The sequence below is a fragment of the Microbacterium algeriense genome (assembly GCF_008868005.1).
In the GTDB taxonomy this organism is placed as follows: domain Bacteria; phylum Actinomycetota; class Actinomycetes; order Actinomycetales; family Microbacteriaceae; genus Microbacterium; species Microbacterium algeriense.
The window spans coordinates 363,472-388,925 of record NZ_WAAO01000002.1; the positions used below are offsets into that span (position 1 = coordinate 363,472).

General features: G+C 70.2%; 21 protein-coding genes. 10 read left to right on the plus strand and 11 right to left on the minus strand.

Going from position 1 to position 25,454, the window contains the following annotated elements; all coding sequences use genetic code 11:
• Positions 1–6 precede the first annotated feature (6 nt).
• Positions 7–2,040, minus strand: coding sequence for a TPM domain-containing protein (locus tag F6A08_RS09320; RefSeq protein ID WP_151459310.1), 2,034 nt, complete (start codon positions 2,038–2,040; stop codon positions 7–9).
• A gap of 122 nt (positions 2,041–2,162) precedes the next feature.
• Between F6A08_RS09320 and F6A08_RS09325 the strand changes: the two genes are divergently transcribed.
• The 5 genes from F6A08_RS09325 (at position 2,163) to F6A08_RS09345 (ending at position 6,359) form a co-directional block, all read left to right on the plus strand.
• Positions 2,163–3,002, plus strand: a complete 840-nt coding sequence (locus F6A08_RS09325; RefSeq protein WP_151459311.1) for a DUF3097 domain-containing protein — start codon at positions 2,163–2,165, stop codon at positions 3,000–3,002.
• Between the two features lie 56 nt (positions 3,003–3,058).
• On the plus strand, positions 3,059–3,784 hold the full coding sequence (trmB, locus tag F6A08_RS09330; RefSeq protein ID WP_151459312.1) for a tRNA (guanosine(46)-N7)-methyltransferase TrmB: 726 nt from the start codon (positions 3,059–3,061) through the stop codon (positions 3,782–3,784).
• 5 nt (positions 3,785–3,789) lie between these two features.
• Positions 3,790–4,635 carry a CPBP family intramembrane glutamic endopeptidase gene (locus F6A08_RS09335; RefSeq protein WP_420846041.1) on the plus strand — a complete coding sequence of 282 codons (846 nt, stop codon included), beginning with the start codon at positions 3,790–3,792 and terminating at the stop codon, positions 4,633–4,635.
• Between the two features lie 205 nt (positions 4,636–4,840).
• Positions 4,841–5,233 (plus strand): DUF1304 domain-containing protein, encoded by a 393-nt coding sequence (locus F6A08_RS09340; protein ID WP_017203186.1) that lies wholly within the window; start codon positions 4,841–4,843, stop codon positions 5,231–5,233.
• Between the two features lie 49 nt (positions 5,234–5,282).
• The gene (locus F6A08_RS09345; RefSeq protein WP_192576739.1) at positions 5,283–6,359 is read left to right on the plus strand and encodes a DNA polymerase IV; all 1,077 of its coding nucleotides are present in this window, start codon (positions 5,283–5,285) and stop codon (positions 6,357–6,359) included.
• Positions 6,360–6,380: 21 nt separating this feature from the next.
• On the opposite strand, the gene F6A08_RS09350 is transcribed toward F6A08_RS09345, so the two are convergent.
• Genes F6A08_RS09350 through F6A08_RS09360 form a run of 3 tightly spaced genes read right to left on the minus strand, consistent with a single transcriptional unit; the run spans position 6,381 to position 8,304 of the window.
• Positions 6,381–6,782: a RidA family protein gene (locus F6A08_RS09350; RefSeq protein ID WP_124895301.1), complete on the minus strand. Its 402-nt coding sequence runs from the start codon at positions 6,780–6,782 to the stop codon at positions 6,381–6,383.
• 58 nt (positions 6,783–6,840) lie between these two features.
• Positions 6,841–7,818 carry a zinc-binding dehydrogenase gene (locus F6A08_RS09355; protein WP_151459314.1) on the minus strand — a complete coding sequence of 326 codons (978 nt, stop codon included), beginning with the start codon at positions 7,816–7,818 and terminating at the stop codon, positions 6,841–6,843.
• A 27-nt stretch (positions 7,819–7,845) separates the two neighbouring features.
• Positions 7,846–8,304 (minus strand): MarR family winged helix-turn-helix transcriptional regulator, encoded by a 459-nt coding sequence (locus tag F6A08_RS09360; RefSeq protein ID WP_017203182.1) that lies wholly within the window; start codon positions 8,302–8,304, stop codon positions 7,846–7,848.
• A 162-nt stretch (positions 8,305–8,466) separates the two neighbouring features.
• Here F6A08_RS09360 and F6A08_RS09365 point away from each other — a divergent pair, with 162 nt between their 5' ends.
• The 3 genes from F6A08_RS09365 (at position 8,467) to F6A08_RS09375 (ending at position 13,890) form a co-directional block, all read left to right on the plus strand.
• Positions 8,467–10,074, plus strand: a complete 1,608-nt coding sequence (locus F6A08_RS09365; protein WP_124895303.1) for a SulP family inorganic anion transporter — start codon at positions 8,467–8,469, stop codon at positions 10,072–10,074.
• A gap of 109 nt (positions 10,075–10,183) precedes the next feature.
• Positions 10,184–11,209: an FUSC family protein gene (locus F6A08_RS09370; RefSeq protein ID WP_151459315.1), complete on the plus strand. Its 1,026-nt coding sequence runs from the start codon at positions 10,184–10,186 to the stop codon at positions 11,207–11,209.
• A gap of 140 nt (positions 11,210–11,349) precedes the next feature.
• Complete coding sequence (locus tag F6A08_RS09375; RefSeq protein WP_192576740.1) at positions 11,350–13,890, plus strand: winged helix-turn-helix domain-containing protein; 2,541 nt, start codon at positions 11,350–11,352, stop codon at positions 13,888–13,890.
• Between the two features lie 18 nt (positions 13,891–13,908).
• Here the strand turns inward: F6A08_RS09375 and F6A08_RS09380 are convergent, their stop codons facing one another.
• The 6 genes from F6A08_RS09380 to F6A08_RS09405 all read right to left on the minus strand — a co-directional run bounded on the left by F6A08_RS09380 (position 13,909) and on the right by F6A08_RS09405 (position 21,580).
• Positions 13,909–16,251, minus strand: a complete 2,343-nt coding sequence (locus tag F6A08_RS09380) for an arylsulfatase (protein ID WP_151459317.1) — start codon at positions 16,249–16,251, stop codon at positions 13,909–13,911.
• 118 nt (positions 16,252–16,369) lie between these two features.
• Positions 16,370–17,086 (minus strand): GAP family protein, encoded by a 717-nt coding sequence (locus F6A08_RS09385; RefSeq protein ID WP_151459318.1) that lies wholly within the window; start codon positions 17,084–17,086, stop codon positions 16,370–16,372.
• A gap of 43 nt (positions 17,087–17,129) precedes the next feature.
• Entirely contained in the window at positions 17,130–17,801 is a 672-nt protein-coding gene (locus F6A08_RS09390; RefSeq protein WP_017203177.1) for a GAP family protein, read from the minus strand.
• A gap of 1 nt (position 17,802) precedes the next feature.
• Positions 17,803–19,482: a SulP family inorganic anion transporter gene (locus F6A08_RS09395; RefSeq protein ID WP_151459319.1), complete on the minus strand. Its 1,680-nt coding sequence runs from the start codon at positions 19,480–19,482 to the stop codon at positions 17,803–17,805.
• A gap of 102 nt (positions 19,483–19,584) precedes the next feature.
• Positions 19,585–20,730, minus strand: coding sequence for an AI-2E family transporter (locus tag F6A08_RS09400; protein WP_225855797.1), 1,146 nt, complete (start codon positions 20,728–20,730; stop codon positions 19,585–19,587).
• A 16-nt stretch (positions 20,731–20,746) separates the two neighbouring features.
• The gene (locus F6A08_RS09405; RefSeq protein ID WP_151459320.1) at positions 20,747–21,580 is read right to left on the minus strand and encodes a mechanosensitive ion channel family protein; all 834 of its coding nucleotides are present in this window, start codon (positions 21,578–21,580) and stop codon (positions 20,747–20,749) included.
• Between the two features lie 140 nt (positions 21,581–21,720).
• On the opposite strand from F6A08_RS09405, the gene F6A08_RS09410 reads away from it, so the two are divergent.
• Both F6A08_RS09410 and F6A08_RS09415 read left to right on the plus strand, forming a co-directional pair.
• On the plus strand, positions 21,721–22,350 hold the full coding sequence (locus F6A08_RS09410) for a hypothetical protein (protein WP_151459321.1): 630 nt from the start codon (positions 21,721–21,723) through the stop codon (positions 22,348–22,350).
• Between the two features lie 79 nt (positions 22,351–22,429).
• Complete coding sequence (locus F6A08_RS09415; protein WP_225855798.1) at positions 22,430–24,976, plus strand: winged helix-turn-helix domain-containing protein; 2,547 nt, start codon at positions 22,430–22,432, stop codon at positions 24,974–24,976.
• Positions 24,977–25,008: 32 nt separating this feature from the next.
• On the opposite strand, the gene F6A08_RS09420 is transcribed toward F6A08_RS09415, so the two are convergent.
• Positions 25,009–25,452: a DUF6325 family protein gene (locus F6A08_RS09420; RefSeq protein ID WP_017203171.1), complete on the minus strand. Its 444-nt coding sequence runs from the start codon at positions 25,450–25,452 to the stop codon at positions 25,009–25,011.
• Between the last annotated feature and the right edge of the window lie 2 nt (positions 25,453–25,454).

Genomic DNA, 25,454 nt, shown 5'->3' on the forward strand with positions numbered 1-25,454 from the left:
AGGGGATCAGAAGCGTCCACCCCCGGATCGACCGCTGCGGCCGCCGCCGGATCGTCCGCCGCCGCCGAAGCCCGAGCTGCGGAAGCCTCCGCTCCCGCTCGAGCGCCAGCCGCCACCGCGGGACGAGGATCTGCCGCCACCGCCACCGCCGGCGAGGAGACCGCCGATGATGCCGCCGAGGATGTCCCCGCCGATCCCGGATCCGCCACCGCCGCCGCTGAAGGGTCCGCCGCCCCAGCCGCCGTCGTAGGAGCGGGCGTTGTAGGACGAGACGTCGGCAGAGGCGGACGACGTGGCCTGCCTGGCGAGCTCGAGCGCCCGCCCGGCCTCCGCCAGCGCCGACTCCGGCGACGTGCTGCGGAGGGTCAGGGCCTGGGTGAGGCTCGCCTCCGCCTGGGCGAGTCGAGTGCGTGCCGTCGAGCCGACCGTGCCGCGGCGCGTCTCGATGAACTCTCGCGCCGTGCGGATCTCCGCGCCCGCCTGGGCGAGGGTCTGCTCGAGCATCTGCTGCGCACGACGCGCGCGGTCGATGCTCTCGCGTCCTCGAGCGATGGCCGCATCGATCTGCGCGTTCGCCGCGGTGAGGGCGTCGAAGGCACGCTGGGGATTGCGGCCGGCGCCGGTCAGATCGGTGTCCGCAGCCTGCAGTTGACGGATCGTCGCAGCGGCGGCCTGCGCGATGCTGCCATCCGGGTCGGGAAGCTGCTGCGTCGTCGACACGTCGGCCTGCAGCTCCGCCACGAGTGCTCGCGCCCGACTGTCGACGGCCGACAGGTCCGACCCGAGCGAGGTGATCGCGTGCACGAGCTGGGATGCCTGCGCGACCGACTGCTCGGCCGTGCGAATCGCGAACGCCGCCTCACCGGACTTGCCCGCCGCGATCGCCGTCGCCGCGGCTTCGATGGATCGATCGGCGAGAGCGGCGCGCTCCCGCGCCTGGGCGGGGTTGTCGGCGACGGTGGTCAATGCGTCGGCGTCGTACACCCCGGAGAGTGCGGAGAGCGCGGCGTCGGCCTCGGCGAGCACCGGCTCCAGGGCTGCGCGCTCACCGCGGACGCGTTCGAGCTCCTGCGGGGCGTTCTGCTCGAGCTTGCGCAGCGCGTCGAAGGCCTCCGTGTTGGCGTCGAGCACGTCATCGATCTCGTCGGCGATCCGGATGATGCGGATGTTCCAGGCGCGCCGATCGTGGACGGTGTCCTCGATCTCGTCGTCGAGCTTCTGCCGGAGTTCGAACGCCTCGGCGATCTTGGTCTTCGCGGTCTCCACGGCGCGCGTGAACTCCTCGGTCGCGGCGTCGCCGAACTGGGCGATGGCGAATCCGAGTTCCTCACGGCTCGAGGTGATGGCGTCGTCGGCCTGCACGAGGGCGAGCCCTGCCTGCGTGGCGACCTGATCGTCGGTCAGCGTCGAGAACGGGTCGTTCGGGTCCGGCTTCTCCGGCATCGCACCGCGTTTGCGGGCGACCGCCCGGCGCCGGCTCCGGCGGACGAGGACGACGATCAGTCCGATCACCACGAGCGCGGCGATCACCCCGAGAACGATGAGGAGAACGCGGAGGGCCCCGGCGCCGCCGTCGCCCTGGATCTCGTCCGCGGCGAGGACGATCGCGCCCTCCCAGTCCTTCTGGGCGAGAAGCGGCTGGATCTGCTGCTCCACGTCGTCCAGCTTGCTGCCGGAGAGCGGGCCGCCTTCGGCCGCCGAGATGTAATAGCTGCGCTGCTCGACGGCGATCGCGAGAAGGTACTGGTCGGGGCCGAGTCCGTTGTCCTCCGCGACGGTGTCGGCCCACTCGACGCGGTCGCTCGGCGACGTGAAGCTGTCGACGAGGACGACGAACAGGTCGGCTGTGGAGTTCTCGGTGAGCTCCTGAAGGCGGCCCTCCGCCGTCTCCTTCTCCTGCGCGCTGAGGACGCCGGCGCTGTCGGTGACATAGCCCGGGTCGAGCGTGAGGGGATCCGTCGCGGAGGCCGCTGCGGCGCTCAACGCGCCGGTGAGGGCCGCTGCCAGGATCACGATCGGCGCGAGCCATCGAGACCTCATCGTGTCTCCTCCGACAGACCGGTGCTCCCCATGTCACGAGTCTATGCACAGAGCCCGACACGCGACAGCACTCGACGCGGGTTCGCCGTTCGCCGTCAGCGGAGACACATACGCTGGAAGGCATGGATGACATGTACGGCTCCGACGTGCTGGCAGCGGGCTGGCGCGAGCGCGGCGCGAAGCAGGTGCCGCAGGTCGCGGCCGAGACCGACCTCGTGGTCGAGGTGGCTGACGACGGATTCTGCGGCGCCGTCACCCGTGTGCACGGCGGCACGGTCGAGCTCGAGGACCGCCTCGGGCGACGACGCCTCTTCCCGCTGGGCGGCGGCTTCCTGATCGACGGCGCCCCCGTCCGGCTGGTGGTTCCTGCGGCGAAGGAGCAGGGCCCGCGCCGCACAGCGTCCGGGTCCTTCGTCGTGGCGGACCAGCGCGCGCGCGTCGCCCTTCCCAGCCGGATCCTCGTCGAGGGCAAGCACGATGCCGAGCTCGTCGAGAAGGTGTGGGGCGCCGACCTTCGCGTCGAGGGGGTGGTCGTGGAGTTCCTGCAGGGCGTCGACCTGCTCGATGAGCTGCTCGCCGCGGAGCCCCCGAACGCCACCCGCCGTTACGGGGTGCTCGTCGACCACCTCGTTCCGGGGTCGAAGGAGTCCCGCATCGCCGACGCCGTCGCCCGCGGCCCGCACGGACGCCATCTGCGCATCGTCGGGCATCCGTTCGTCGACGTGTGGCAGTGCGTCACGCCCCGCGCGCTCGGGATCGCGGCGTGGCCCGAGATCCCGCGCGGCATCGAGTGGAAGGTCGGGATCTGCCGTGCCTTCGGCTGGCCGCACGAGACGCAGGCCGACATCGCGAGGGCGTGGCAGCACATCCTCTCCAAGGTCACCACCTATCGCGATCTGGAGCCGGCGCTGCTGGGCCGCGTCGAGGAGCTCATCGACTTCGTCACGGCGCCCGCCGGCTGAGCGCGGCGAGACCGGGCCCGAGCGGACGCCTCGGCGCCGACGGCTACCCTGGGAACATGCCCGAACCCCGTACCTTCCGCGAAGAACCGGTGTCGTTCGTGCGCCGCAGCGGCCGGATGTCCGATGCCCAGGAGCGCGCGTTCGCCGAGCTCGGGCCGCACTACCTGCTCGATGTGCCGCGTGACGTGGCATGGACGTCCGTACACCCCGAGGCGCGCCTCGACCCCGCCGCCGAGTACGGCCGTTCGGCCGACCTGTACGTCGAGATCGGCTCCGGACAGGGACACGCGATCGTGTCCGCCGCGTCCTCGCGCCCCGAGGATGACTTCCTGGCCGTCGAGGTGTTCCGGGCGGGGCTCGCCCGCACGATGCTCGACGCCGACCGCGCCGGTGCCGGGAACCTCCGGGTGGTCGAGGCGAACGCCCCCGAGGTGCTGTCGTCGTACCTCCCCGAGGCGTCGGCGCAGGAGGTGTGGATCTTCTTCCCCGACCCCTGGCACAAGAAGAAGCACACCAAGAGGCGTCTCGTTCGCCCCGGATTCGGCGACACGGCGGCCCGCGCCCTGCGTGACGGGGGCCTGTTGCGCCTGGCCACGGACTGGGAGGACTACGCGCTGCAGATGCGCGAGGTCCTGGACGCCGAGCCGCTGCTCGAACGCGCCTTCGACGGGGAGTGGGCGGAGCGGTTCGACGGCCGCGTGATGACCGCGTTCGAGCGGAAGGGCATCGCGAAGGGGCGCGACATCCGCGACCTCGTCTACCGACGCAGGGCGCGGGCGTGACGGACCTGCCGCGTGCGGCGACCGCGCACGTCGGCGTGATCCCCGCCCTGCTCGTGTGCGCCGCCGCGCCGGCGTTCTTCGTGCTGGAGATCCCGTGGCTGGGGTGGCTGCTGCTCGCCGCCGGCATCCTGACCGCATGGCTGATCGAGCGCGCGCGACCTGTCGAGGCGCCCGGGGGAGCGATCGGCCGCGCCCCGTCGCTCACCCGAGACCTGTCCCTGATCGCGCTGGGCCTGCTGATCGTCAGCATCATCCCGCTCGCCGCCGAACTCGACAACCTGGCGATGCTGCGGTTCACCCTGGCGCTGGGCGGCGCCGTCGCGGTGCCGTACGCGATCTCGCGGTTCCTGTATCGCGACCGCGCGATCGCGTTCCCCTGGCGGACCCATCGACGCTGGGGACGCCTGCAGTGGGGCTGGTTGGTCGCGGTGCTCGTCCTCGGGTGGCTGATCCTGCCCTTCTACTTCATCACCAGCGGGGTGTACCAGAACTGGCCGGTCGTGGACACGCCCGAGCTGATCGCGCGGCTGTTCGTCGGTGTCGGCGCGGTCGGGATCTGGGACGAACTGTTCTTCATCTGCACCGTGTTCGCCCTGCTTCGCCGGCACTTCCCCGATCTGGTCGCGAATCTGCTGCAGGCCATCGTCTTCGTCTCGTTCCTGTGGGAGCTCGGCTACCGGGAGTGGGGACCCCTGCTCACGATCCCGTTCGCGCTGCTCCAGGGCTACATCTTCCTCCGGACGCACTCGCTCGCGTACGTCGTCACGGTGCACCTGCTGTTCGACGCCGTGGTGTTCGCCGTGCTGGTGCACGCGCACAATCCGGGACTCCTGCCGGTCTTCCTCGTCTGACCCCCGCCGGACGCGCACCCGGGACGGATGTCGGGCGGAGATCCGGGACGGATGTCGGGCGGATCAACGGATGTCGGGCGGATCGTCGGGGAGCCGTCCGACATCCGGGAAATGGTCCGACAGGTGTCCGGGTGGCGTGCTCGTCGTCGAGGGGCGGTCGTTCCTCGGGTTGCCGTTCGGCCCTCGGGAACGGGAGAATCGGCCCATGCTCATCGTCGGACTCATCCTCGCCGCAGCGGCCGCTGCGTTCCACGTCTTCATCTTCGCGCTCGAGTCGCTCCGATGGACCGAGCCCGAGACGAGGAAGATCTTCGGCGTCCCCAGTGAGGCCGACGCCGTCACGATGAAGCAGCTCGCCTTCAACCAGGGCTTCTACAACCTGTTCCTCGCTCTGACGACTCTGCTCGGCATCGGTCTGGTGATCGTGGGGGCGCAGACGGTGGGTCTGACGCTGGTCTTCGCGGGAACGGGGATGATGCTCGCGGCGGCGCTCGTGCTGGTGCTTTCCGACCGGTCGAAGCTGCGCGCGGCCGCGATGCAGGGCACCCTCCCGCTCCTCGCCGTCATCGTGACGGCGATCGGCGTCGCGGCGGCCTGACGCGCCTGCATGGGGTGACTTCTGCGCCTGCACGCGCCACACTCGGTGCATGGGCGACTGGGTGCTGCACGTGGACATGGATCAGTTCATCGCCGCGGTGGAGGTGCTGAGACGCCCCGAACTCGCCGGGCTACCGGTGATCGTCGGGGGACGCGGTGATCCCTCCGAGCGCGCGGTCGTGTCGACGGCCTCGTACGAGGCGCGCGCCTTCGGGATCGGCTCCGGCATGCCGCTCAAGATCGCCGCGCGCAAGGCTCCGGACGACGCGGTGTTCCTGCCGGTGGACCACGAGGCGTATGAGGCGGCATCGGCGGAGGTCATGACGGCGCTGCGGGCGCTCCCGGGCATCGTGCTCGAAGTGGTCGGCTGGGACGAGTGCTTCCTCGGGGTCACGAGCGACGACCCGGAAGCCGTCGCCCGCGCCGCGCAGTCCGCCGTGCGGGATGCCACCGGCCTGCACTGCTCCGTCGGAATCGGCGACAACAAGGTGCGGGCGAAGATCGCCACGGAGTTCGGCAAGCCGCGCGGCGTGTTCCGGCTCACGGCGGAGAACTGGTTCGAGGTCATGGGCGACCGAGCGACGAGGGATCTGTGGGGCGTCGGACCCAAGGTGCAGAAGCGACTGGCGCAGCACGGGATCACGACCGTGCAGGAGCTCGCCGACGCCGACGAGCAGGAGCTCATCGGGGAGTTCGGTCCGCGGATGGGGGTGTGGTATCACGGACTGGGCTCGGGCCTGGGTCCGAGCGTGGTGGACGACACGCCCTGGGTGGCCCGCAGTCACAGCCGGGAGACGACCTTTCCGCAGAACCTCGTCGATCCCGCGCAGATCGAGTCGGCGTTGCGGGAGCTCGCCGGCCAGGCGTTCGACGACTGCGCCGCCGAGGGACGACCCGTGGTCCGGGCTCACCTGAAGGTCCGTTACGCCCCCTTCGAGACCAGGACGTTCGGTCGGAAGCTGCCGGAACCGACGACCGAGCGTGAGGTGTTCGTCGCCGCCGCGCTGGCTCTCTGTGCGACGCTCGACGCAGCGCGGGAGGTGCGCCTGCTCGGGGTCAGGGCGGAGATGACGATGCCGGAAGAATCCGACCCGGTCGAGCGCACTCCCGTGCGCGGACGCATCTGAGTCCGGATCGCCTCGCGCAGGTCAGTCCCGGATCACAGCGGCGACGGCGCTCACCTCGATCAGTGCGCCAGGCACGCCGAGCCCCGCGACGATCGCGGCGGTGACCAGAGGAGGGGCGCCTTCTCTGGCGAGTGTGGACGCGACAGCGCCGTAGGCGGCGCGCAGATCCGCTTCCTGGTGGATCAGCACACTCCAGCTGATGACATCGTCGAGGCCCGCCCCCGCCGACTCCAGAGCGATGCGCGCGTTCTCGAGGGCGCGCAGCGACTGTTCCCCGGCGTCCGCGGAGACGACCGCTCCCGTGGCGTCGACGCCGTTCTGGCCGCCGACGTAGATGGTCGTCGCGCCGGGCGGCACGACGGCGACGTGACTGAACGCGGGGCTGACGACGAGCCCCGCCGGTTGTGTCAGTGTGATCTCCATCACCACACTCTGCCCCTGGCCGCCGACATCGCGGAAGGGCGATGTCGGCGGCGGGACGTCAGAAGCGCAGCAGGACCTTGCCCACCCGGCCGGGCGTGTTGCTGGCGCGCACCGCGTCGGCGATGTCCGCGGCGTCGAAGATGCCGGCGACGGGCAGGGTCAACGTGCCGTCGCCGAGGCGCTGGAAGAGCTCGCCGAACAGCGAACCGCGTGTCGCCTGATCGAGCGCGGGGATCACCCTGCTGCCCCAGAAGCCCTTCACGATCGCCTGCTTGAAGATCACGTCCGAGGAGGCGATCTCCATCGTGGGGGAGTCCATGGCGCCGAACGCGACCAGGGTGCCTCCCTCGGCGAGCAGCGAGAGCACCTGACCGGACGCTGCACCGCCGACCGAGTCCACGCCGGCGACGATGCGAGCGCCGCCCGTGATCGCCTCGGCCTGAGCCTGCCAGTCGTCCTGGTCCGTGGCGACGATGCGGTCGATGCCCTGTTCGCGCAGCTCCTCGACGCCGGCGCTGCGGCGCACGAGCCCGAGGACGTTCACGCCGCGTGCGGCACCGAGCTGGGCGAGCATCCGCCCGACGGCCCCGTTCGCGGCGTTCTGGACGATCCAGTCGCCCTCGCGGGCGCCGAGGAAGTCGAGCAGCGTGATCGTGCTGAAGGGCATCGAGACGAGCTGTGCGGCGACCTCGTTCGGCACCGCATCCGGAACCGGCACCAGGCCCGCGGCGTCCGCCACGATGTACTCGGCCCATGCGCCGAAGGTACCGCCCGTCGCGACACGCTGTCCGACCGTCAGATGGTCGACGCCCTCGCCGAGCGCGTCGACGACGCCGAGCGCTTCCGTGCCAGACGGGGCCGGAAGCTCGGGCTTGAATCCGTAGGTGCCGCGCACGGTCCAGAGGTCGTGGTTGTGGATGGGGGAGAGCAGGATCCGCAGGCGGACCTGGCCGGCGGCGGGCTCCGGGAGGGGGCGGTCCTCGACATGGAGGACCCGCTCCGGGTCGCCGAAGGCGGGATGGATGAGTGCGCGCATGATGTGTGCTCCGTTCGAGGTGCGGTGTCAGTGGGCCGGGTGTGCGGCCGCGGTGGTGTCGGAACTGTGCTGGAGGCGGGTGGTGATGTCCTGCAGCTCGGCGATGAGCTGTCGACGGTGTGCGTCGTCGTGTATCCCGGAGAGCTCCGTGATCCTGCGGTGCAGCGGCGCGAGCTCGGCACGCAGCGCCGCCCCCTTCTCGGTCGTCTGCACGAGCACGACCCGCTCGTCGTCGCTGCGCCGGCTCCTCGACACCAGGCCCGCCTGCTCCAGTCTCCGCACGAGCGGCGAGAGCGTGCCGGAGTCGAGCTGCATCGCCTGTCCGAGCGAGCCGATGGACTGCTCGCCGTCGATCCACAGCACGGCCAGGACCAGATACTGCGGGTACGTCAGGCCCCAGGGGGCGAGAAGCGTGCGGTACGCCTGCGTCGTCGCTCGTGCGGCTGCGTACAGCGAGAAGCACACCATCTCATCGGTCACGGACATGCGATAAGCATTGCAGACAATTCAGTTGTGCGCAATATGAAGGTTCACCAGGGTGACTCCCGATCGCGGCACAGGACCCGGCTGCCGACGAGCATCTCCAGGCAGTACGCTTCAGGCCATCCGACAGGGAGCGATATGAGTGCACGGGGCAGGCCGCGGTGGATGTTCAGCACGCTCGACGGCTATCGGCGGCAGTGGATCGTCGGCGACGTCGTCGCGGGGCTCTCCGCCGGGGCGGTCGTCGTCCCGCAGGCGATGGCCTATGCGACGATCGCGAACCTGCCGGTGCAGGTGGGGCTCTACACCTGCATCGTGCCGATGCTCGTGTACGCGGTGCTCGGCGGCAGCCGTGCGATGAGCGTCTCGACGACCTCCACGATCGCCACCCTCACTGCGACCACGCTGGTGTCGGCGGGCGTGGCGGCGGGTGCGGACGATGCGATGGGCTCGCTCATGATGCTGACGCTTCTCGTGGGCGCGGTCCTGCTGGTGGCGCGGCTGTGCCGGCTCGGGTCCCTCGTCGAGAACATCAGCGGCGCGACGGTGCTCGGGCTCAAGATCGGCGTCGGGGCGACGGTCGCGGTCGGTCAGCTGCCGAAGCTCCTCGGCGAGACGTTCGACTTCTCCGGGCACGGCTTCCTGCGATCCATCGCCGCGGTCGGACAGTCCCTGGACAGTGTGAACGGGCCGACCGTGCTGCTCTCGGCCGGATCGATCGTCGTGCTCCTTCTGCTCAAGCGCTTCGCCCCGAAGGTCCCCGGCACGCTCGTGGTGGTGGTCGGGGGCATCCTCCTGGTGTGGCTGGCCGACATCGACGCCCTCGGGGTCGATCTCATCTCCGCGGTGCCGAGCGGGCTGCCCGTCCCGGCCATCCCGGATCTCGCGCAGGCCACCGCCCTCGTCCCCGGGGCCCTGGCGATCGCCGTGATGGCGTTCCTCGAGTCCGCAGCGGTGGCACGCAGCCTCCGCGTCGCGACGGAACCGCAGATCGACAGCGACCAGGAGCTCATGGCCACCGGGGCGGCGAACACCGTCGGCGCATTCTTCGGCACGATGCCGGCGGCGGGAGGCTTCTCGCAGAGCGCGGTGAACCAGAGCGCGGGCGCCCGCTCCCAGCTCGCGACCGTGGTGACGGTGGCGCTGGCGGTGCTGGTCGCGCTCTACCTCGGGCCCGTGCTGAGCCTGCTGCCCGAGGCGACGCTGGCCGCGATGGTCTTCGTCGCGGTCGCGAGCCTCATCAACATCCCCGAGCTCGTGCGCTGGGCGCGGATCAGTCGGGTGGACTTCTGGGTCGCGCTGGCGGTCGCGGTCATCGGACTCACCGCCGGTCTGCTCCCGGCCGTGGCCGTCGGCGTGGTGGTGACGCTGGTGCTCGTCCTGCGGGAGCTGAACATCCCCCGAACCTCGGTCGTCGGTCCGACGGACGGCGTCCTCGGAATCGCGTTGGAGCGCGGCCTGTACACCGCCAACGCCCTGGCCAACGAACGCGTGATCCTGAACCTGGTCGCGGCGCAGTCGCCTCCGGTGCGGGCCGTGGTCCTGGGACTGGCGCAGCAGGAGGTCGTGACCATCACGGTGCTCGACGCGCTGGAGAACCTCGATCGCGAACTCGCCCAGCTCGGAGTCGTGCTCCACCTCGCGGCGCTTCCCTCCGCCGCGACCGACGTCGCGGGGCGCACGGCCTGGTTCGCTCGCCTCGCCTCCAGCGGTCGCGTGCACGACTCCGTTCGGGCGGGGATGACGGCGGCGTCCGAAGGCGCACCCGCCTGAGCCGTTCACCCTGGTGAACTCGCCGACGCACCGTGACGATCGGCGGGGCGGTGCCTAGGCTGACCGCACGGCGGGGTCGCGCCCGCGAACACACCGAACGGGGGACACCATGCCGGACGGCGCGCCGAACCACGCACGTCGGGAAGGGCGGCGCCTCGTGCCGGGCGGCGGCATCACCTGGCGCTGGTCCCGGTTCGGACTCGGTGCCGCCTACGCCGTCCCTGCCGTAGTCGTGGCCGCGTGGTCTCCGACGCTGGGCCTGGCGGTCGCGGTGGGCGTGCTTCCCGCCGCTGCCTTCGGTCTGCCGCCGCGGCGCCCGGGGCGCGCGGTCATCCCCGTCGTGGGAGCCCTGAGCGCGCTGGGACTCCTCCTGGGCTCGCTGGTCGCCTCCACGCCCGTGATCGCCGTGGTCGCCGTGTTCGCCCTCGCCGTCGTGGCGAGCATCACCGCGACCAGCGGCCGGCTCGCGCAGCTGTTCCTCCTCCTCGGCCTGCCGATGTTCGGGATAGGGCTGAGCTTCCCGTGGGGAGCGGCGGTGCTCGCGCTCGCGGGCTGCATGGCGGCCGGTTCGCTGTACGCCTGGCTGGTGGCGCTCGCGTGGCCCGAGCGGACCTCGCCGGCACTGTCGCCGGCACCCGTGCCCCGCGGTCGGGCGATGGTCGTCTACGGCGTCCTCCTCGGCACGGCCGCGGCCACGGCGGCCGCCGTCGGATTCGCCCTCGGCCTCGAGCACGTCGGGTGGGCGACCGGCGCTGTCCTGCTGGTCATGCGCCCGGTGCGCGGGCAGCTCATCCTGCGCAGCGCGGGACGGGCGATCTCCGTGATGCTCGGCGCGCTCGCCGCGGCGTGCTTCGCGCTCGTCGGGCCGGGCCCCCTGCTCAACGCGGCCCTGATCCTGCTCGTCGTCGGAGCGTTGTCCGCGACGCAGGAGAGCCGCTGGTACATCGCCCCGGGGTTCACCACCTTCCTCGCGCTGACGCTGATCCTCTCGACCTCGTCCTCCTCGCCGTCTCAGCGCTTCGTCGAACGTTCCGTCGAGACGCTGCTCGGCGTGGCGCTCGCGCTGTTCTTCGGCGCGCTCGTGCCCGCCGCGCTCTCGTTCGCGGCACGCCGTCGCGGTCGGACCTGCCCGTGATCCCGCGCAGGGTTGAGCGCCCCGGTCCGAGATGCCATACTGCCCGGTAAGGGCGGGGAGGCTCTAGTCAATTCATTCGGGGGGTTCCGATGGATGAGGACGATCGAGATTCCGGCGCGCCGTGGACTCGCATCCCCGTCATGATCGACAACGACGTTCGTCGACCTGCTCTGCTCTCGCGGCTGTCCGCCGCCTTGAACCAGCCGTGGACGCTGACCCTCGTCAGCGCACCGGCCGGAGCGGGCAAGACGCGCCTCCTCTGCCAGTGGGCGCACGAGGTGGGGGACGATCCGGTGACGGACGTGGTCTGGCTCGCGCTGCCGCGAGGGGCGGTGGACCTCGGCGAGCTGCGATCCGCCATCGCGCGGGTCGCGGACCGGCGCCTGACCACGGCGCTCGAGAGGGTGTCCGGTGCGGCCACGGCCGACGCCGCGCGTGCTCTCGCGCGCGCGCTGAGCGCGACCGATCGCCGTGTGGTGCTGATCATCGACGACGTGCACCATGCCGAGTCGACGCAGCTCGGTCTGCTGCTCTCCGCGTTCGTCCAGGCCGTTCCAGGCAACGCCCACGTCGTCCTGTCCGGGCGCGGCACCGGAGCGGTCCCGGTGGCCAGAAGACGCATCACGGGTGTGGCCCTCGAACTCGGGGTCCGCGACCTCGCCTTCACGGCGGACGAGATCCGCTCGTTCTTCCGCGCGCGGGACATCCGCGTCTCGCAGGGGGAGATCAGCGCCATCCTGCGGCGCACGGAGGGATGGGCGACCGGACTGCAGCTGATGGTCGTGCCGGCCATCGACGAGTCCCACCTCACGCCCCTGCCCCTGCGTGGCGACGCGCAGGCGGTGGCCGACTACTTCCTCGAGGAAGTGCTCGCCGACCTCGATGAAGAGCTGCGGGAGTTCCTGCTGGTGACGTCGGTCCCCGAGGTCTTCACGCTCGAGCTCGCGCAGGCGCTGTCGAAGGGCACGCCGACGACGATGCCGATCGACCGCCTCGTGCGTCTGAGCGTCGTGGCGGCGCAGCCCGGCGACGAGGCGGTGGAGTACCACTACCACCCGGTGCTGCGTGAGTTCCTCCTCGCCCGGCTGCGGGCTCGAGGACGGTCGACGGTCGAGGCGCTCGAGGCGATCGCGGCGGAGTGGTTCGCCGGGCGGCAGGACCATCCCGCCGCCCTCCGTCACGCGATCCTCAGCGGAGATCCGGAATGCATCGAGGTGATCCTGAGGCGCTGCGGGATGCACCTGATCCTGACCGGTCACGCGGCCGCCGTCCTCGAGGCGATCACCCACGTGTCGCCGCGATTGCGCGCGGACCCGGCGGTGCGGATGCTGCTGGCCGCGGCCGAACTCGATCTCGGAGACGCGTCGGCTGCGGCGGCTGCTCTGCCCTCGCTCGCGGGAGCGGGCGAATCCGTCGCTGCGCGACGGTGGCGGACGGGGATCGACCTGCACACGGCACTGCGGCGCGGCGGCCTCCTCGAGGCGCTCGACCGGGGCGAGCCGGATCTGGACGAACCCATCGGAGAAGCGCCGCTGGACACGTACGCCCACCTGCAGGCGGCGATGGGCGAGCTCTACGTGGGCCGCCTGGACCGCGCGGACGAGTTCGCCAGACTCGCATCCGATCAGGCGCGCACGACGGGGATGGCGGCGGCGGAGCTGCAGGCCGGAGCGATCCTCAATACCAGCGCCCTCTTCCGCGGTCGCCTGCGCGACGTGGTCGACTCGGCCACCCGGCTCGATGATCGCTGGCAGGCGCTGGGGCGTCCGGAAAGCCCGTTCTACGAGGTCACGCGCGTCTGGCGGTACTGGGTGCCGTACGAGGCGATGCGCGAGGACGACGCCGAGTGCGCATTGATCGCCGCCGCTGCGGTCATCGACAACGGCAGCGAGCCGGCGATCGCTCGCGGACTCCGCGGCATGCTCTCGCTCGTGCGTGCGGAGAGGACCGACGGCCCGCACGACGTCGCGCTGGAACTGCTGGACACCCTCGCACCGCGTGACGACGCGCCGTTGCCCGTGCACTGGTACGCCATGATGGGCTCGTTCGCGGTGCATGCCTTCCACCGCCTGGAGGAGCCCACCCTGCGCGACTGCTTCCTGGAGGCGATGACCCGCGGGCTGGGCGCCGCCGGAGACGCCGGCGTGATGCGCGCGATGGCCGCACTCCACGACCGCCGCCACGCCCTCGCGCGCGAGGAGCTCGCGACCGTGCTCGAGGGAGCGGCACCGTGCCTGCTCCCGGCCTCCCTGATCGACGCGTGGCTCGTCGAGGCGGCACTCGACGTCCATGCCGGGGAGCCGGATCGAGCCCAGCTCTCGCTAGCCACCGCGCTCGCTCTCGCTGAGCCCGAGGGGCACGCCCGGCGCGTGGCGTTGGCCGACCCCGTGATCGGCCGTCTGCTCGCCGCCAGAGCCACACCGGGCTCGCGCACGCGGTTCGCCGACGAGGTGCGGGAGCGCCTCGCGACGGCAGGGGTGCTGGTCGAGGAGGAGCTGACCGAGCGCGAGCGCGTAGTCCTCGCCGCGTTGACCCGCCGCGCCACGCTGCGCCAGATCGCCCAGCAGGAGTTCATCTCGCCGAACACGGTGAAGACGCATGTGCGGAACATCTACCGCAAGCTGGGCGTCTCGGATCGAGAGGCAGTGACCGCCGCCGCGCACGCACTCGGCATCGGCTGAGTGCGTGCGCGGGCGGCGTCAGTCGCGGGCCATCGCCGCGGCCAGGTGCGCCTCGAGGTCCAGGTACGCGTCGTCGGCGATGTCGAACACGACCTTGGTGATCTCCCCGCCCGCGAAGTCGAACCCGTAGCCGTACAGCGACGAGACCGGATCGGCGCTGTCGCGGCCGATCGTCAGTCCCTCACCGCACAGGGAGAAATGGCCGAGCACGGTGCGGATCTGCTTCTCCCCGACCTGCTGGTCGTCGATGTAGAGCTTCACCGGCCCGACGCCTTCGCGGTGCTCGCCCGTGCCTTCCTTGGTGAACTCCACGCCGATGATATGCGTGCCGGAGACGGGCACGGGGGCCGAGACGCGGTCCTCGGGCGGGATCCCCAGGAAGTTGTAGACGTAGTGCACCTGGCCGTCCTTGACCACGAGAGCATGACCGCCGAACCGGGAGCCGTGAGCGAAGATGACGCCCTCGGTCTCCGCGGTGAACTCGACCTCCGCGGCGATCTTGAAGGAGACGCCGTGCGTGTTCGCCGCTGAGCGCTCCGGGACCTCGCTCGTGCCCGGGTAGTACACGAACTGACCGGAGGGCGGCGCGGGCTGGTGGAACTCCATCGCGACGAACGTCTCGAAGTCCTTCGGGTTGCCGATGATCTGCAGGTCGTTGAGGGGCAGGACCGCGTTCGCCTTCGCCTCCTCCATCCAGAGCGCCTTGAGCTCCTCGACCTTCTCCGGGTGCTGGTCCGCGATGTTCTCGGCCTCCGCACGGTCGACGTCGGTGTGGTAGAGCTCCCATTCGTCTTCGTCGAAGTTGCCCTTGCCGCTGATCGGGCCGTGCACCGTCACCGCCTTCCACCCCTCGTGCCAGATCCCGCGCTGACCGAACATCTCGTAGTACTGCGTCTGCTTGTGCGTCGGGGCATCCGGCGCGGCATCGAACGAGTACTTCATCGAGACGCCGGAGAGCGGCGTCTGCTCGACTCCGTTGTAGACGTCGGGGAACTCGATCCCGCAGGCCTCGAGGATCGTCGGCACGATGTCGGTGGAGTGGTGGTACTGATGGCGCACCTCCCCGCGGGCGCGGATCCCGGCGGGCCAGTGGATCACGAGCGGATCGCACACGCCGCCCTGGTAGGTGTAGCGCTTGAACATCTTGTACGGCGTGGAGAAGGCGGCGGCCCACCCGGTCGGGTAGTGGTTGTAGGTGTCGGGCGAGCCGAGCTTGTCGACCATACGGAGGTTCTCGGCCTCGTCGTCCGGGTACCCGCCGAAAATCTTGCCCTCGTTGACCGAGCCGTTCGGGCTGCCCTCTCCGGAGGCGCCGTTGTCTGCGCAGTAGATGATCAGCGTGTTGTCGAGCTGCCCCGACTCCTCGAGGTAGTCGACGATGCGGCCGACCTGGGCATCGGTGTACTCGCTGAAACCGGCGTAGACCTCGGCCATGCGCGAGAACATGGCCTTCTCCTCGTCGTTCAGCGAGTCCCACGGCCGCACCTCGTCGGCAGGCGAGAACGAGCCCTCCGGCATGGGGTTCAGCGCGGTGAGCTCCGTGTCCTTCGGGAGGATGCCCTTCTCGACCATCCGCGCCAGCACCCACTCGCGGTACGCCTCGTAGCCGTCGTCGAACGCGCCCTTGTACTTGTCGATGTACTCCTGCGGTGCGTGGTGCGGGGCGTGGTTCGCGCCGGGGCAGAACCACAGGTACCACGGCTTGTCCGGCTCGGTCTGCTTGACATCGCGGATCATCGACAGCGCCTGGTCGGCGAGATCCTTCGAGAGGTGGTAGCCGTCCTCCGGGAGGTACGGCTGGTCGATGTAGTGGTTGTCCTCCGCGAGCGACGGGTACCAGTTGTTGGTCTCGCCGCCGATGAATCCGTAGAACCGGTCGTAGCCCTGGGCGAGAGGCCAGTGCTTCTTCGAGGCGCCGGCCGTCCACTCGTCGATCGGCACGTTGTGGTTCTTGCCCACCCAGAAGGTCGACCAGCCGGCGTCGCGGAGGACGTGCGCCATCGTCGCGTTCGAGTCCGGGATGTGGGAGTTGTAGCCGGGGAATCCGGTCGAGGACTCGGAGATCGTCGCGAAGCCGTTGAGGTGGTGGTTGCGTCCGGTGAGGAACGTCGAGCGGGTGGGCGAGCAGAGCGCCGTGGTGTGCCACTGGGAGTAGGTCAGACCGTTCTGCGCGAGGCGGTCCATGGTCGGCATGTTGATCCGTCCGCCGTACGGGGACCAGGCCGCCATGCCGGTGTCGTCGTAGAGCACGACCAGCACGTTCGGAGCGCCCTGCCGGGGCTTCGCGGGGAGGAAAGCATCCCAGTCCGCGACGGAATCGCGGACGTCGAGTTCGATCCTGCCCTGGAAATCACGGGTCATGACGGTCTCCTTCATCTTTCCGGAACGTGCATTACCCGTACGGTACTGCCGCGCTCCCTCGACGAGAACGGGGGATGGGACCGTTCATCCGGGTGATCTCTGCGGCCGCTGCGGGGCATCAGAGCAACCCGCTGACAGCCTTCTCGAGCTGGAGGACCCCGATCACGAGGAGCAGTGCGGCATTGAGCACATGCGTGTTCCCGGCGATCCAGGTGCGGACGTCGTCGAGCAGCGGCTGGGCAGCCGCGCCGCGCACCGCGACGTACAGAACAGGCACGCCGATGGGCAGGGTTCCGACGACGACGAACGCCGCGGCGACCCATAGCCCGGCGTCGGCATCGAGGTCGGCGAGGGAGATGTCCAAGGCGGCGATGACCGCACAGGACGCGTCGACGGGGTTCAGGACGAACAGCCCGAGGCCGAGCAGGAACGTTCGTCCGGGGCGGAACGACTCCACGGTGTGGAGCCAGCCGGGAAGGTGGGGTGCCGCGGCGACCACTTCGCGCGGCGACGACGCCGCAGCCATGCTCGCGATACGCGCGCGCCCTTTCCGGTACACCCACACGGCGGCGGACGTGAGGAAGATCCCGAAGAGCAGCCGCACCGCCGGCACCCAGAGCGGCGGTTGGCCGCGTTCATGCACCGCGATCAACGGGAACAACCACAGGAACAACGCCATGAGGCCGGAGAGTCCGAGGAACCACCCGGTCAGATAGGCGATGCCGTTGGTGCGCGCATGTCGTGAGAGCAGCACGGCGACGAGAGCCATGATCGCGAGCGGACTCAGCACCACGCCGAGCGCGACCGGCACCAACGAGAAGATCAGCTGCGCCATCTGCGTCTCGGCTCTGTCGTGCTGTCGCTTTGATCGCCTCGGGTCAGAAGCTCCCGATGCCCTTGCCGATCATCGAGACGCCGATGACCAGCAGCAGCACGGCCATGATCACCGCATTCTCCGCGGCCAGCCAGCCACGCAGCGCGTCCAGCGGTGCACGGAGCCTGTCCGCGGCGATGAGGTAGCCGATGACCGGCACGAGGACCGTCGATGCGGCGATGAGTGTGAACACCGCGATGACGAGGGCCGACGAGCCAGCCGAGAGCCCGGCGGCACCGATATCGACGCCGGCGCCGGCCGCCATGATGAGGTTCTTGGGGTTGAGGGCCGAGAGCAGGAAGCCCAGTCCTGCCGCCGCGATGAAGGTGATCGTGTCGATCGCCTTCATCCACTTCGGCAGCGCCGCCTGCTCCCCGGCCTTCGGGCGCTTGCGCCACTGCGAGAAGGCGAGCAGGAACAGCAGCAGCCCGAGCACGATCTGGATGATGCCGCGCACGGGGCGCGATGCGTCCGGGTCCTGAGCGGGCAGGATCGACGACAGCAGGGTGAACACGGTCACCGCGACCACGATGCCGACCACCCAGCCCAGGAGGAACCCGACGCTGGTCACGCGCGCCTTGGGGGAGAGCAGCATGAGGATCGCGGCGATGATCGGGATCGGGCTGATGGCGACGCCCAGGGCGAGCGGGAGGACCTCTCCGATGACGGTGCCCATGTCAGAGTCCTTCTCTCTCCGTGGAACGGCGCTGTACCGCGGGCGCGGTCAGATCCGCGAGCGCGGCGCGGTTGGTGGGGTAGACCTGCTCGGCGTCGAGGAGGCCGAGCGCGGTGAGGCGGTGCAGCGTGTTGGGCCGCACCCTGCTGAAGGCGAGGGAGATCGAGTGGTCGGCGAGCCACTCCTTCAGCGAGGCGAACGACTCCGCCCCGGTGATGTCGACGTCCGTGACGGCTTCCATGTCGACGACGAGATGCCGCACGGCTCCGTCGCCCGCGGACCGGACGGCGTCCTTCACCGCACCCGTGAAGACGGCGCCGTTGGCGAAGAACAGCGGAGCGGCGAGCCGGATCACGATGACTCCCGGTGCCGTGACGGTGCCGGCCGGTGCGTCCTCCAGCAGGGACTCCCCGGGGTCCCCGCTCGATTCGAGGACGTCGATGGCGGGGTTGGAAGCGCGTTTGGCGAGATTGATGAGCGCGAGCACGAACGCGACGAGGATCCCGGGGATGGAGCCGATGAAGAGGGTCACGAGGAAACACGTCGCGCCGATGAGGAACTCGAACCGGTCCTTGCGCCACAGATCCGCGAAGTCTCGGATGCCCAGCAGCGGGATGATGGCGACGCCGACGATCGCGCCGATCGCGGGTGAGGGGATGTCCTCGAGCAGGGCGGTGCCGAACAGGAGAAGCAGAAGGGTGCCCACCGCGAGCACGAGCGCGGGGAGTTGCGTCCGCGAGCCCGCCTGGTCCATCGCGGCCGTGCGCGACGTCGACGAGCCGACGGAGAAGCTGCCCTGGGCTCCTGCGGCGACGTTCGCCACACCGAAGGCCAGCAGGTCGCGATTCGCCCGGAACGGGTATCCGTGCTTCTCGGCGTAGGAGCGCGAGACCAGCAGCCCCTCGGCGGTCGTGACGAGAGTCAGAGCGATCGCCGACGGCACGAGGGCGAGCCACATCGTCCAGTCGATCATCGGCCAGGTGAACGCAGGAGCGCCCGCCGGAACCTCGCCGAGGACATCGACGCCCTGCTGGTCGAGCCTGGAGACGACGACGGCGATCGTCGAGACCACGAGCACGACGAGAGCCCACGGCACGGCTCGCAGGAAGGCGCGTCCGGCCAGGAGCACGGCGACGGAGCACACCGAGATCAGCACGGACCAGCCGTTCAGCGTCCCCAGACCGCTCACGAGGTCGGCGACCTTGCCGGTGAACTCCTTGCCGGAATCGATCGAGACGCCGAGCATCTTGGCGATCTGACTCACCATGATGTCCAGCGCGAGTCCGCCCACGAACCCGACGAGGATCGGCTTCGACAGGAAGTTGGCGAGGAATCCGAGCTTGAACACCGCCAGCAGGATGAACAGCACGCCGCAGATGACGGCCTGGGCGAGCGCGAGCGTCGCATAGTCCGCACTGCCCGCCACGGCGAGCCCGCCGACCGACGACGCGACGAGAGCGGCGGCTGCCGCATCGGGCGACGCGACGAGCTGGCGTGACGACACCACCAGGGCGTAGACGACCGTGGGGACGATCAGCGCGTAGAGTCCGGCCGTGGCGGGCAGCCCCGCGATCTGCGCGTAGCCGATGTTGAGCGGGATCGCGATGGCCAGGAGGGTGACGCCCGCGGTCAGCTCCGTGGCGAGGTTCCGCGTCGTCAGTCCCGCGAGTGGACGTTGCATGCGACCTCCTTCGACCGGACTCCCGCGAGCCGACTCCGGATCCACGATCCCACCGCGTCCGATGCCGCGACCAGTCCGCCCGCGCAACCTCCTCCGGGTGATTTACGCGCGGCGCCCCAGACGGCGCTTCCGCCGACGTGCTGGCACCGCCACCGGTGCTGCGGGAGCGGGAGGGGCGGGCACCGCGGTCCTGTCACCCGAGAGCCAGCGCAGCCACACCGATCCCGGGTCTCCCTCCAGGACGAGGGCCCGTGCGAGCAGGGTGAGCGGGATCGACAGGATCGCCCCGAGGGGTCCGATGATGAACGTCCAGAAGATCACCGAGAGGAAGCTCAGGGTGAGGCTCAGGTCCACCGCGTCGCTGACGAACTTCGGCTGCACGAGGACCTGCAGGACCACGTTGACGACGCAGTAGACGGCGATCACACCGAGGAGCAGGGGCCACCCGCCGACGACGAAGGCGAGGATCGCCGGAGGGATGAGGCCCAGGACGAATCCGATGTTCGGGATGAAGTTGGTGACGAAGGCCAGGATCGCCCAGACGACCGGTGCAGGAACGCCCATCCACCACAGCGCCAGCCCGTCGATGATCGCCACGACGGCTCCGAACGCGGCGTTGACGACGTAGTACCGCCGGATTCCCGTGTTGAGGCGGGCGATCCGCTCGAGCACCTCGCCCTTCGTCGCCCCGAAGAGCGCGGGAGCCTGACGGTACCGCGAGGCGTCCACAGCCAGGAAGATGATGTACGCGCAGACGAAGAAGAGAGCGGTCGCGACGCTGAGGACCGTGCTTCCCAGACTCTGCGCGATCCCGATCAGGGTGTCCGGATCGAGGACGGAGGCCGCGGCGGCGGAGGCCTCCTCATCGAGACCGAGCGTCTGCAGCCAGCTCACGACGTCGTCGGCGGTTCCGGCCAGACCCTCATCCGAGACGAGGTCTCCGATGAGGCGTGCGAACTGGGTGCCGGCGAGCCACAGCAGCGCGGCCATCGCGAGGAGGATCAGGTACGCGAGAACGATCACGGCTGTCGTGCCGGCCCACGCCGGCCAGCCGCGTCGATCCAGGGGGCGCCGGAACGGCTCGCAGATGATGACGATCACGATGGCCAGCGCGACCGGCCCGAACACGTCCCGGATGAAGAAGACGCCCGCGAGGGCGACGACGGTCGCCGCCAGCACCAGCAGCACTCGCAGGCTGGGAGAGAACGTGCGGTCCGGAGCGGGGCCGTGGGCAGTCGAAGAGGTCACGCGGTCAGCGTAGTCGTCAGATCGTCTCGGGGGTGACGAGAGGGGGCGGCCCCTGTCGAGGGGCGACGACGGCCTGCACGCCTGACCTCTCCAGCGTCTCCGCCACGCCCCGGACGGTGGCGGACACCACGGCGGTGCCGTGCAGAGGGTGATGCCAGATCCGGAGGATGAGCATCCAGCGCTCCGGAGAGACCGAAGCCACGGAGACGCCGGGGTGTTCGCGTGCGTGCACCCCGTCGATGCCGCCTGCGGCGCGGGAGACGAGCGCGATGACGTCGTCGAGGTCGAGGTCGGCAGCGCGTCGGATCCGGATGTCGAGCTCGCTGCGACGCGCGCCGTGGCGGGAGTCGTTGACGAGGACGCCCGTGAGCAGCAGCGCATTGGGCACGTGCACCGTACGCCCGTCGACCGTGGTCAGAAGCACCGCGCGCCCGTTGAGCTCCTGCACGACACCGCGGAGTGTGCCGTCCGGGCCCTCGACCACGATCTCCTCGCCGATCTTCACCGACTGACGCGACTGGATCAGCACACCGGCGGCGAAGTTGTCTGCGACGCCGCGGAGCACCAGGATCAGCACGACCACGGCGATCGCGGTCATCGCGAGCAGGGGCTGCACGTTCGCCCCCAGGAAGGCCATGCCGACGCCCACCCCGACCAGCAGCAGCGAGTACTGCGTGAATCGTGCGGACAGCTGCGCCACCGAGTTCGATATGCCGGGGGTGCGTTCGGCGAGTTTGAGCACGCCCTTCCTGGCCAGTCGGGACAGCAGCCAGCCGACGAGCACGGAGAGCAGCGCCAAGGCGATCTGCCACCCGGTCAGCCCGCTCGGGAACAGGTCGTCCAGGCTCACGAGCGATGACCGGCCGGTGTGGATGCGCGCTGCCGCATCACCCCAGGGTGTTCGTCGATGCGCATGCGGCGCGCGCAGCGGTCACCCGTCGAGGGTGAGGCTCGGGGCATCAGACGCACGGGGACCGCCACGATCTCGGTATGGACGAACGGACCGGGAACGCCCGCGAACGCACTCGCGGCGTGCTCGACGTCCTGACTGTGCTCCTCCTGTCCGTCACCGCGGTCGTCACCGCCTGGTGCGGCTTCGAGGCGTCGAAGTGGGGCGGCGAGATGTCGATCGCTTTCAGCCAGGCGTCCAGCGCGCGCGTGCAGGCGGCCTCGGCCGAGGCCAGGGCGCAGGCCGCCCGACAGTACGACCTCACGATCTACACCGAATGGGTGCTCGCGGAGCGAGACGGCGACGACGAGCTCGTCGACTTCATCGAGGAGCGGTTCACCGACGAGTTCGCGGTGGCCTTCCAGGCCTGGGATGCCGAGGGCCGTATCGCGGATGGCCCGTTCGCGATGGCCGAGTACGTGCCGCCGGGGGAGAAGGAGGCGGCCGAGCTCCGAGACGGGGCCGACGAGAAGTTCGACGAGGCTCTGCGCAACAACCAGCGGGGCGACGACTACTCTCTGCTCACCGTGCTCTTCGCGCTCGTCCTGTTCTTCGCCGCACTGTCGCAGCATCAGGGAGCACGATGGCGTCGTCTGGTGTTCCTCGTGCTCAGCGTCGTCCTGGCTCTCGTCGGGGTCATCCTCCTGGCGACCTTCCCGATCAAGATCTGAGCGGGGAGGGAGGAAATCACCCGGGCGAGGACCCGACGATGATCTTGAGGCGGTCGGGACCCGTCACTAGCTTTGGGGCATGTCGCCTCCCGTGCGCTCGACGAGGCCAGGACCTGCGGTCCGGTTCCGGCCGCCGTCTCCCCAGCCCGGCGCGATCCGCCGGCAGCGAGTGAGCACGGCGATCACCGCGGCAGTGGAGCGGGATTCGCTGACGGTCGTCAGCGCGCCGAGCGGATACGGCAAGACGATCGCGGTCGTCGACTGGGCTTCCGGGCTCGACCAGGTCGCCTGGCTCGCGCTCAGCCCGTCCGACGGAGATCCCGGTCGCGTCACGAAGGGCGTCGTCGACGCCCTTCTCGCCGGCTTCGAGCGCGTGGGACGCCCGCTCGCCCTCGCCCGGGATCTGGAGGATCCCGCCCGCGCCTACCAGGAGATCTGCGGGGCGCTGGAGGAGATCGAAGCTCCCACGTACCTCATCGTGGACGACGCGCACCGTGCCGGAGAGCACTGGCGCAGCGGCCTGCTCGGCATGCTCGCCGATCAGGCACCGGACGGACTGCGCATCGTGCTCGTCGGGACGACGCTGCTGGAGCTGACCCTGTCCCGCCATCGCGTCACGCACCCGCAGTCGTTCATCGGCGCGGAGACGCTGGGGTTCACCGCGGAGGAGGTGCGTCTGCTTCATGATGCCGCCCCGGAGCGGCTCGCGCCGGAGACGATCTTCGAGGAGACGCTGGGCTGGCCGATCGCTGTGCGCCTGATGATGATCGGCGGCGCACGGCCCGACTCTCCGGCACAGAGTGCGTCGAGGTTTCTCGGCGACTATGTGCGAGAGCACGTGCTGGGCGCCCTACCCGCCGACGTCGCCGACTTCGTCCTGGACGGCAGCGTCTGCGGAGAGCTGACGCCCGAACTCGCGCGACGCATCACCGGACGCCCCGACGCCGGCGAGCTGCTCGAGACGTGCGTGCGACTCGGTCTGTTCCTCGACCGATTCGAGGGCTCTCACGGACCGGTCTATCGCTGGCATGCGTCTTTCGTGCGCCGCTGCGCCGAGATCGCGAGCCTCGACGGCGAGCGGATCGCAGCATGTCACCGTCGAGCGGCGGAAGCTCTCGAACAGGACGATCCGATGGCATCGATCGCCCATTCGCTGCGGGCAGCTGACGCGGCGACCGCTCGGCGCACGCTGCTGCGCCACTGGGTCGGGCTCGTGGTCGGCGCGAGCGCCGCGGACGTCGAGCGGACCGCGACGGAGATGTTGCGACATTCACCGGAGGATGCCGAAGTGGTGCTCGTGCGCGCGTGCGCGAGCGACGTCCTCGGCGACCACCGCGTGGCCAGGGAGCTGTATCGGCGAGCGGAGCGGGCACTGGCTCGCAGAGAGGACGGCGGCGAACCTGCGACGCTGCAGATCGCGCGCCTGTTCATCGCCGACGAGCGCGCGGAGGTCGCTGCGGCGAGTGCCGGCGTCCGACGGATGCTGCTGGATGCCGACTCGACCGAGCTGTGGGACCGTGCGGCTCTGAACTATCTGCTCGGCTGGACCGAGATCCGTCACCGCGGCAACCCGACGGTGCCCATCGAGTACTTCGCGGCTGCGGCGAGGGAGGCGAGCGGCTCGGGCGACGGCGAGCTCGCCGCGCGTGCCCTCGGCCATCTCGCGTTCGGTCAGACGTGGGCCGGTCGTCTGATCGACGCTCGCGAGTCCCTCGCCGCCGTGCGCGCGGAGGAGGACGTCGCCCTTCCCTGGAGCACCTACGCAGGAGGGAGCGCCACCGCCGCTGCCGGCTACGTGGCGTACTGGTCGGGCGAGTCGGACGAAGCGCACCGGGTGTTCGGCACGTTGGTCGCCAACGGCGGCTCCGACCGCTCGTTCACGAGCCTCGGGCGCATGATGGTCGCCTACGCCGCCGCGGAGAAGGGCGATGTGGCCGTCTGCCGCCGAGCGGCGATCGGCGTCCAGGACATTCCGCTCGAGGTCGTCCACGGTGTGTCCTGGCCAGCCTTCCGGGAGTCCTCGGTCGCTCTGCTCGAGGAGGCGGTCGGCCGGCAGGACAGGGCCATCCGGATCGCGCGGCGATACCTCCAGTGCCCCGACCTGCCGGTCGTGAACGTCGCGCTCGCCGGAGTGCTTCGCCGAGCGGGGGAGTACGCCGCCGCGCTGGAGATGCTGCGCGCGCTGCGGGCGTTCGGCGAGGTCTCCTACGTCAAGACCGCGACCCTCATCACCGCCGCCGTCCTCCGCCGTCACGCCGGACATCAGGAGGATGCGCAGGAACTGTGCGAGGCGGCGATCGCCGTCGCGTCGGCGGAGGACATCCGGCTGCCGTTCGGACCGCGCGAGTCGGCGGTCCGGCGGCTGCTGCACGAGCATGTGCATTTCGGCACCCAGTTCGAGGACTTCATCGGTCGCTGTCTGGCGAGCGACGCCAGCGGATCGCGGGTCGATGCGCTCTCCGATCGGGAGCGCGACGTCTTCCAGCAGCTCCAGACGGCTCGCACGCTCCACGAGATCGCACGGGAGCTGGCCGTCTCGATCAACACCGTGAAGACGCATCAGCGTGCGATCTACCGCAAGCTCGGCGTCTCCTCACGACGCGAGGCGGTGCGGACGACCGTCTGACGCGCCGGACACGGGGGCGGCACGGCGCGGCCTCACAGCCGGCGCAGTGCGAGAGCGAGGGAGGCGTTCGCGACAGGGGCGGGGATCGACTGTGTCGCGAGGACGCGATCTTCGCGGTGATCGATGTCGTGGGAGAGCCGCTCCACCCAGGTGGGCTCCACCAGGAGCAGCGCAGCGCAGGATCCGGCTGCGATCGCGGACGCGAAATGGTGGGCGTCGTCCTCGCAGATGAGACCCGGCAGGTCGAGGCCGAGGCCGGCCAGCGCGAAGTCGTCGCGATCGATCTCGGTCAGCTCGGCGCGGCCGTCGTCCGTTCGGCGGAGGACCAGGACGTCCACGAGGCGGAGGCCGCCCGACTCGACCTGACGCAGCAGGGCCTCGAGGAGGTTCCGGCTGAGGTGGTCGTCGTCGAGGCGGACCACGACGAACTCCAGGTTGCCGAGCGCCTGCAGCATGGCATCGACCACCTCAGTCATGG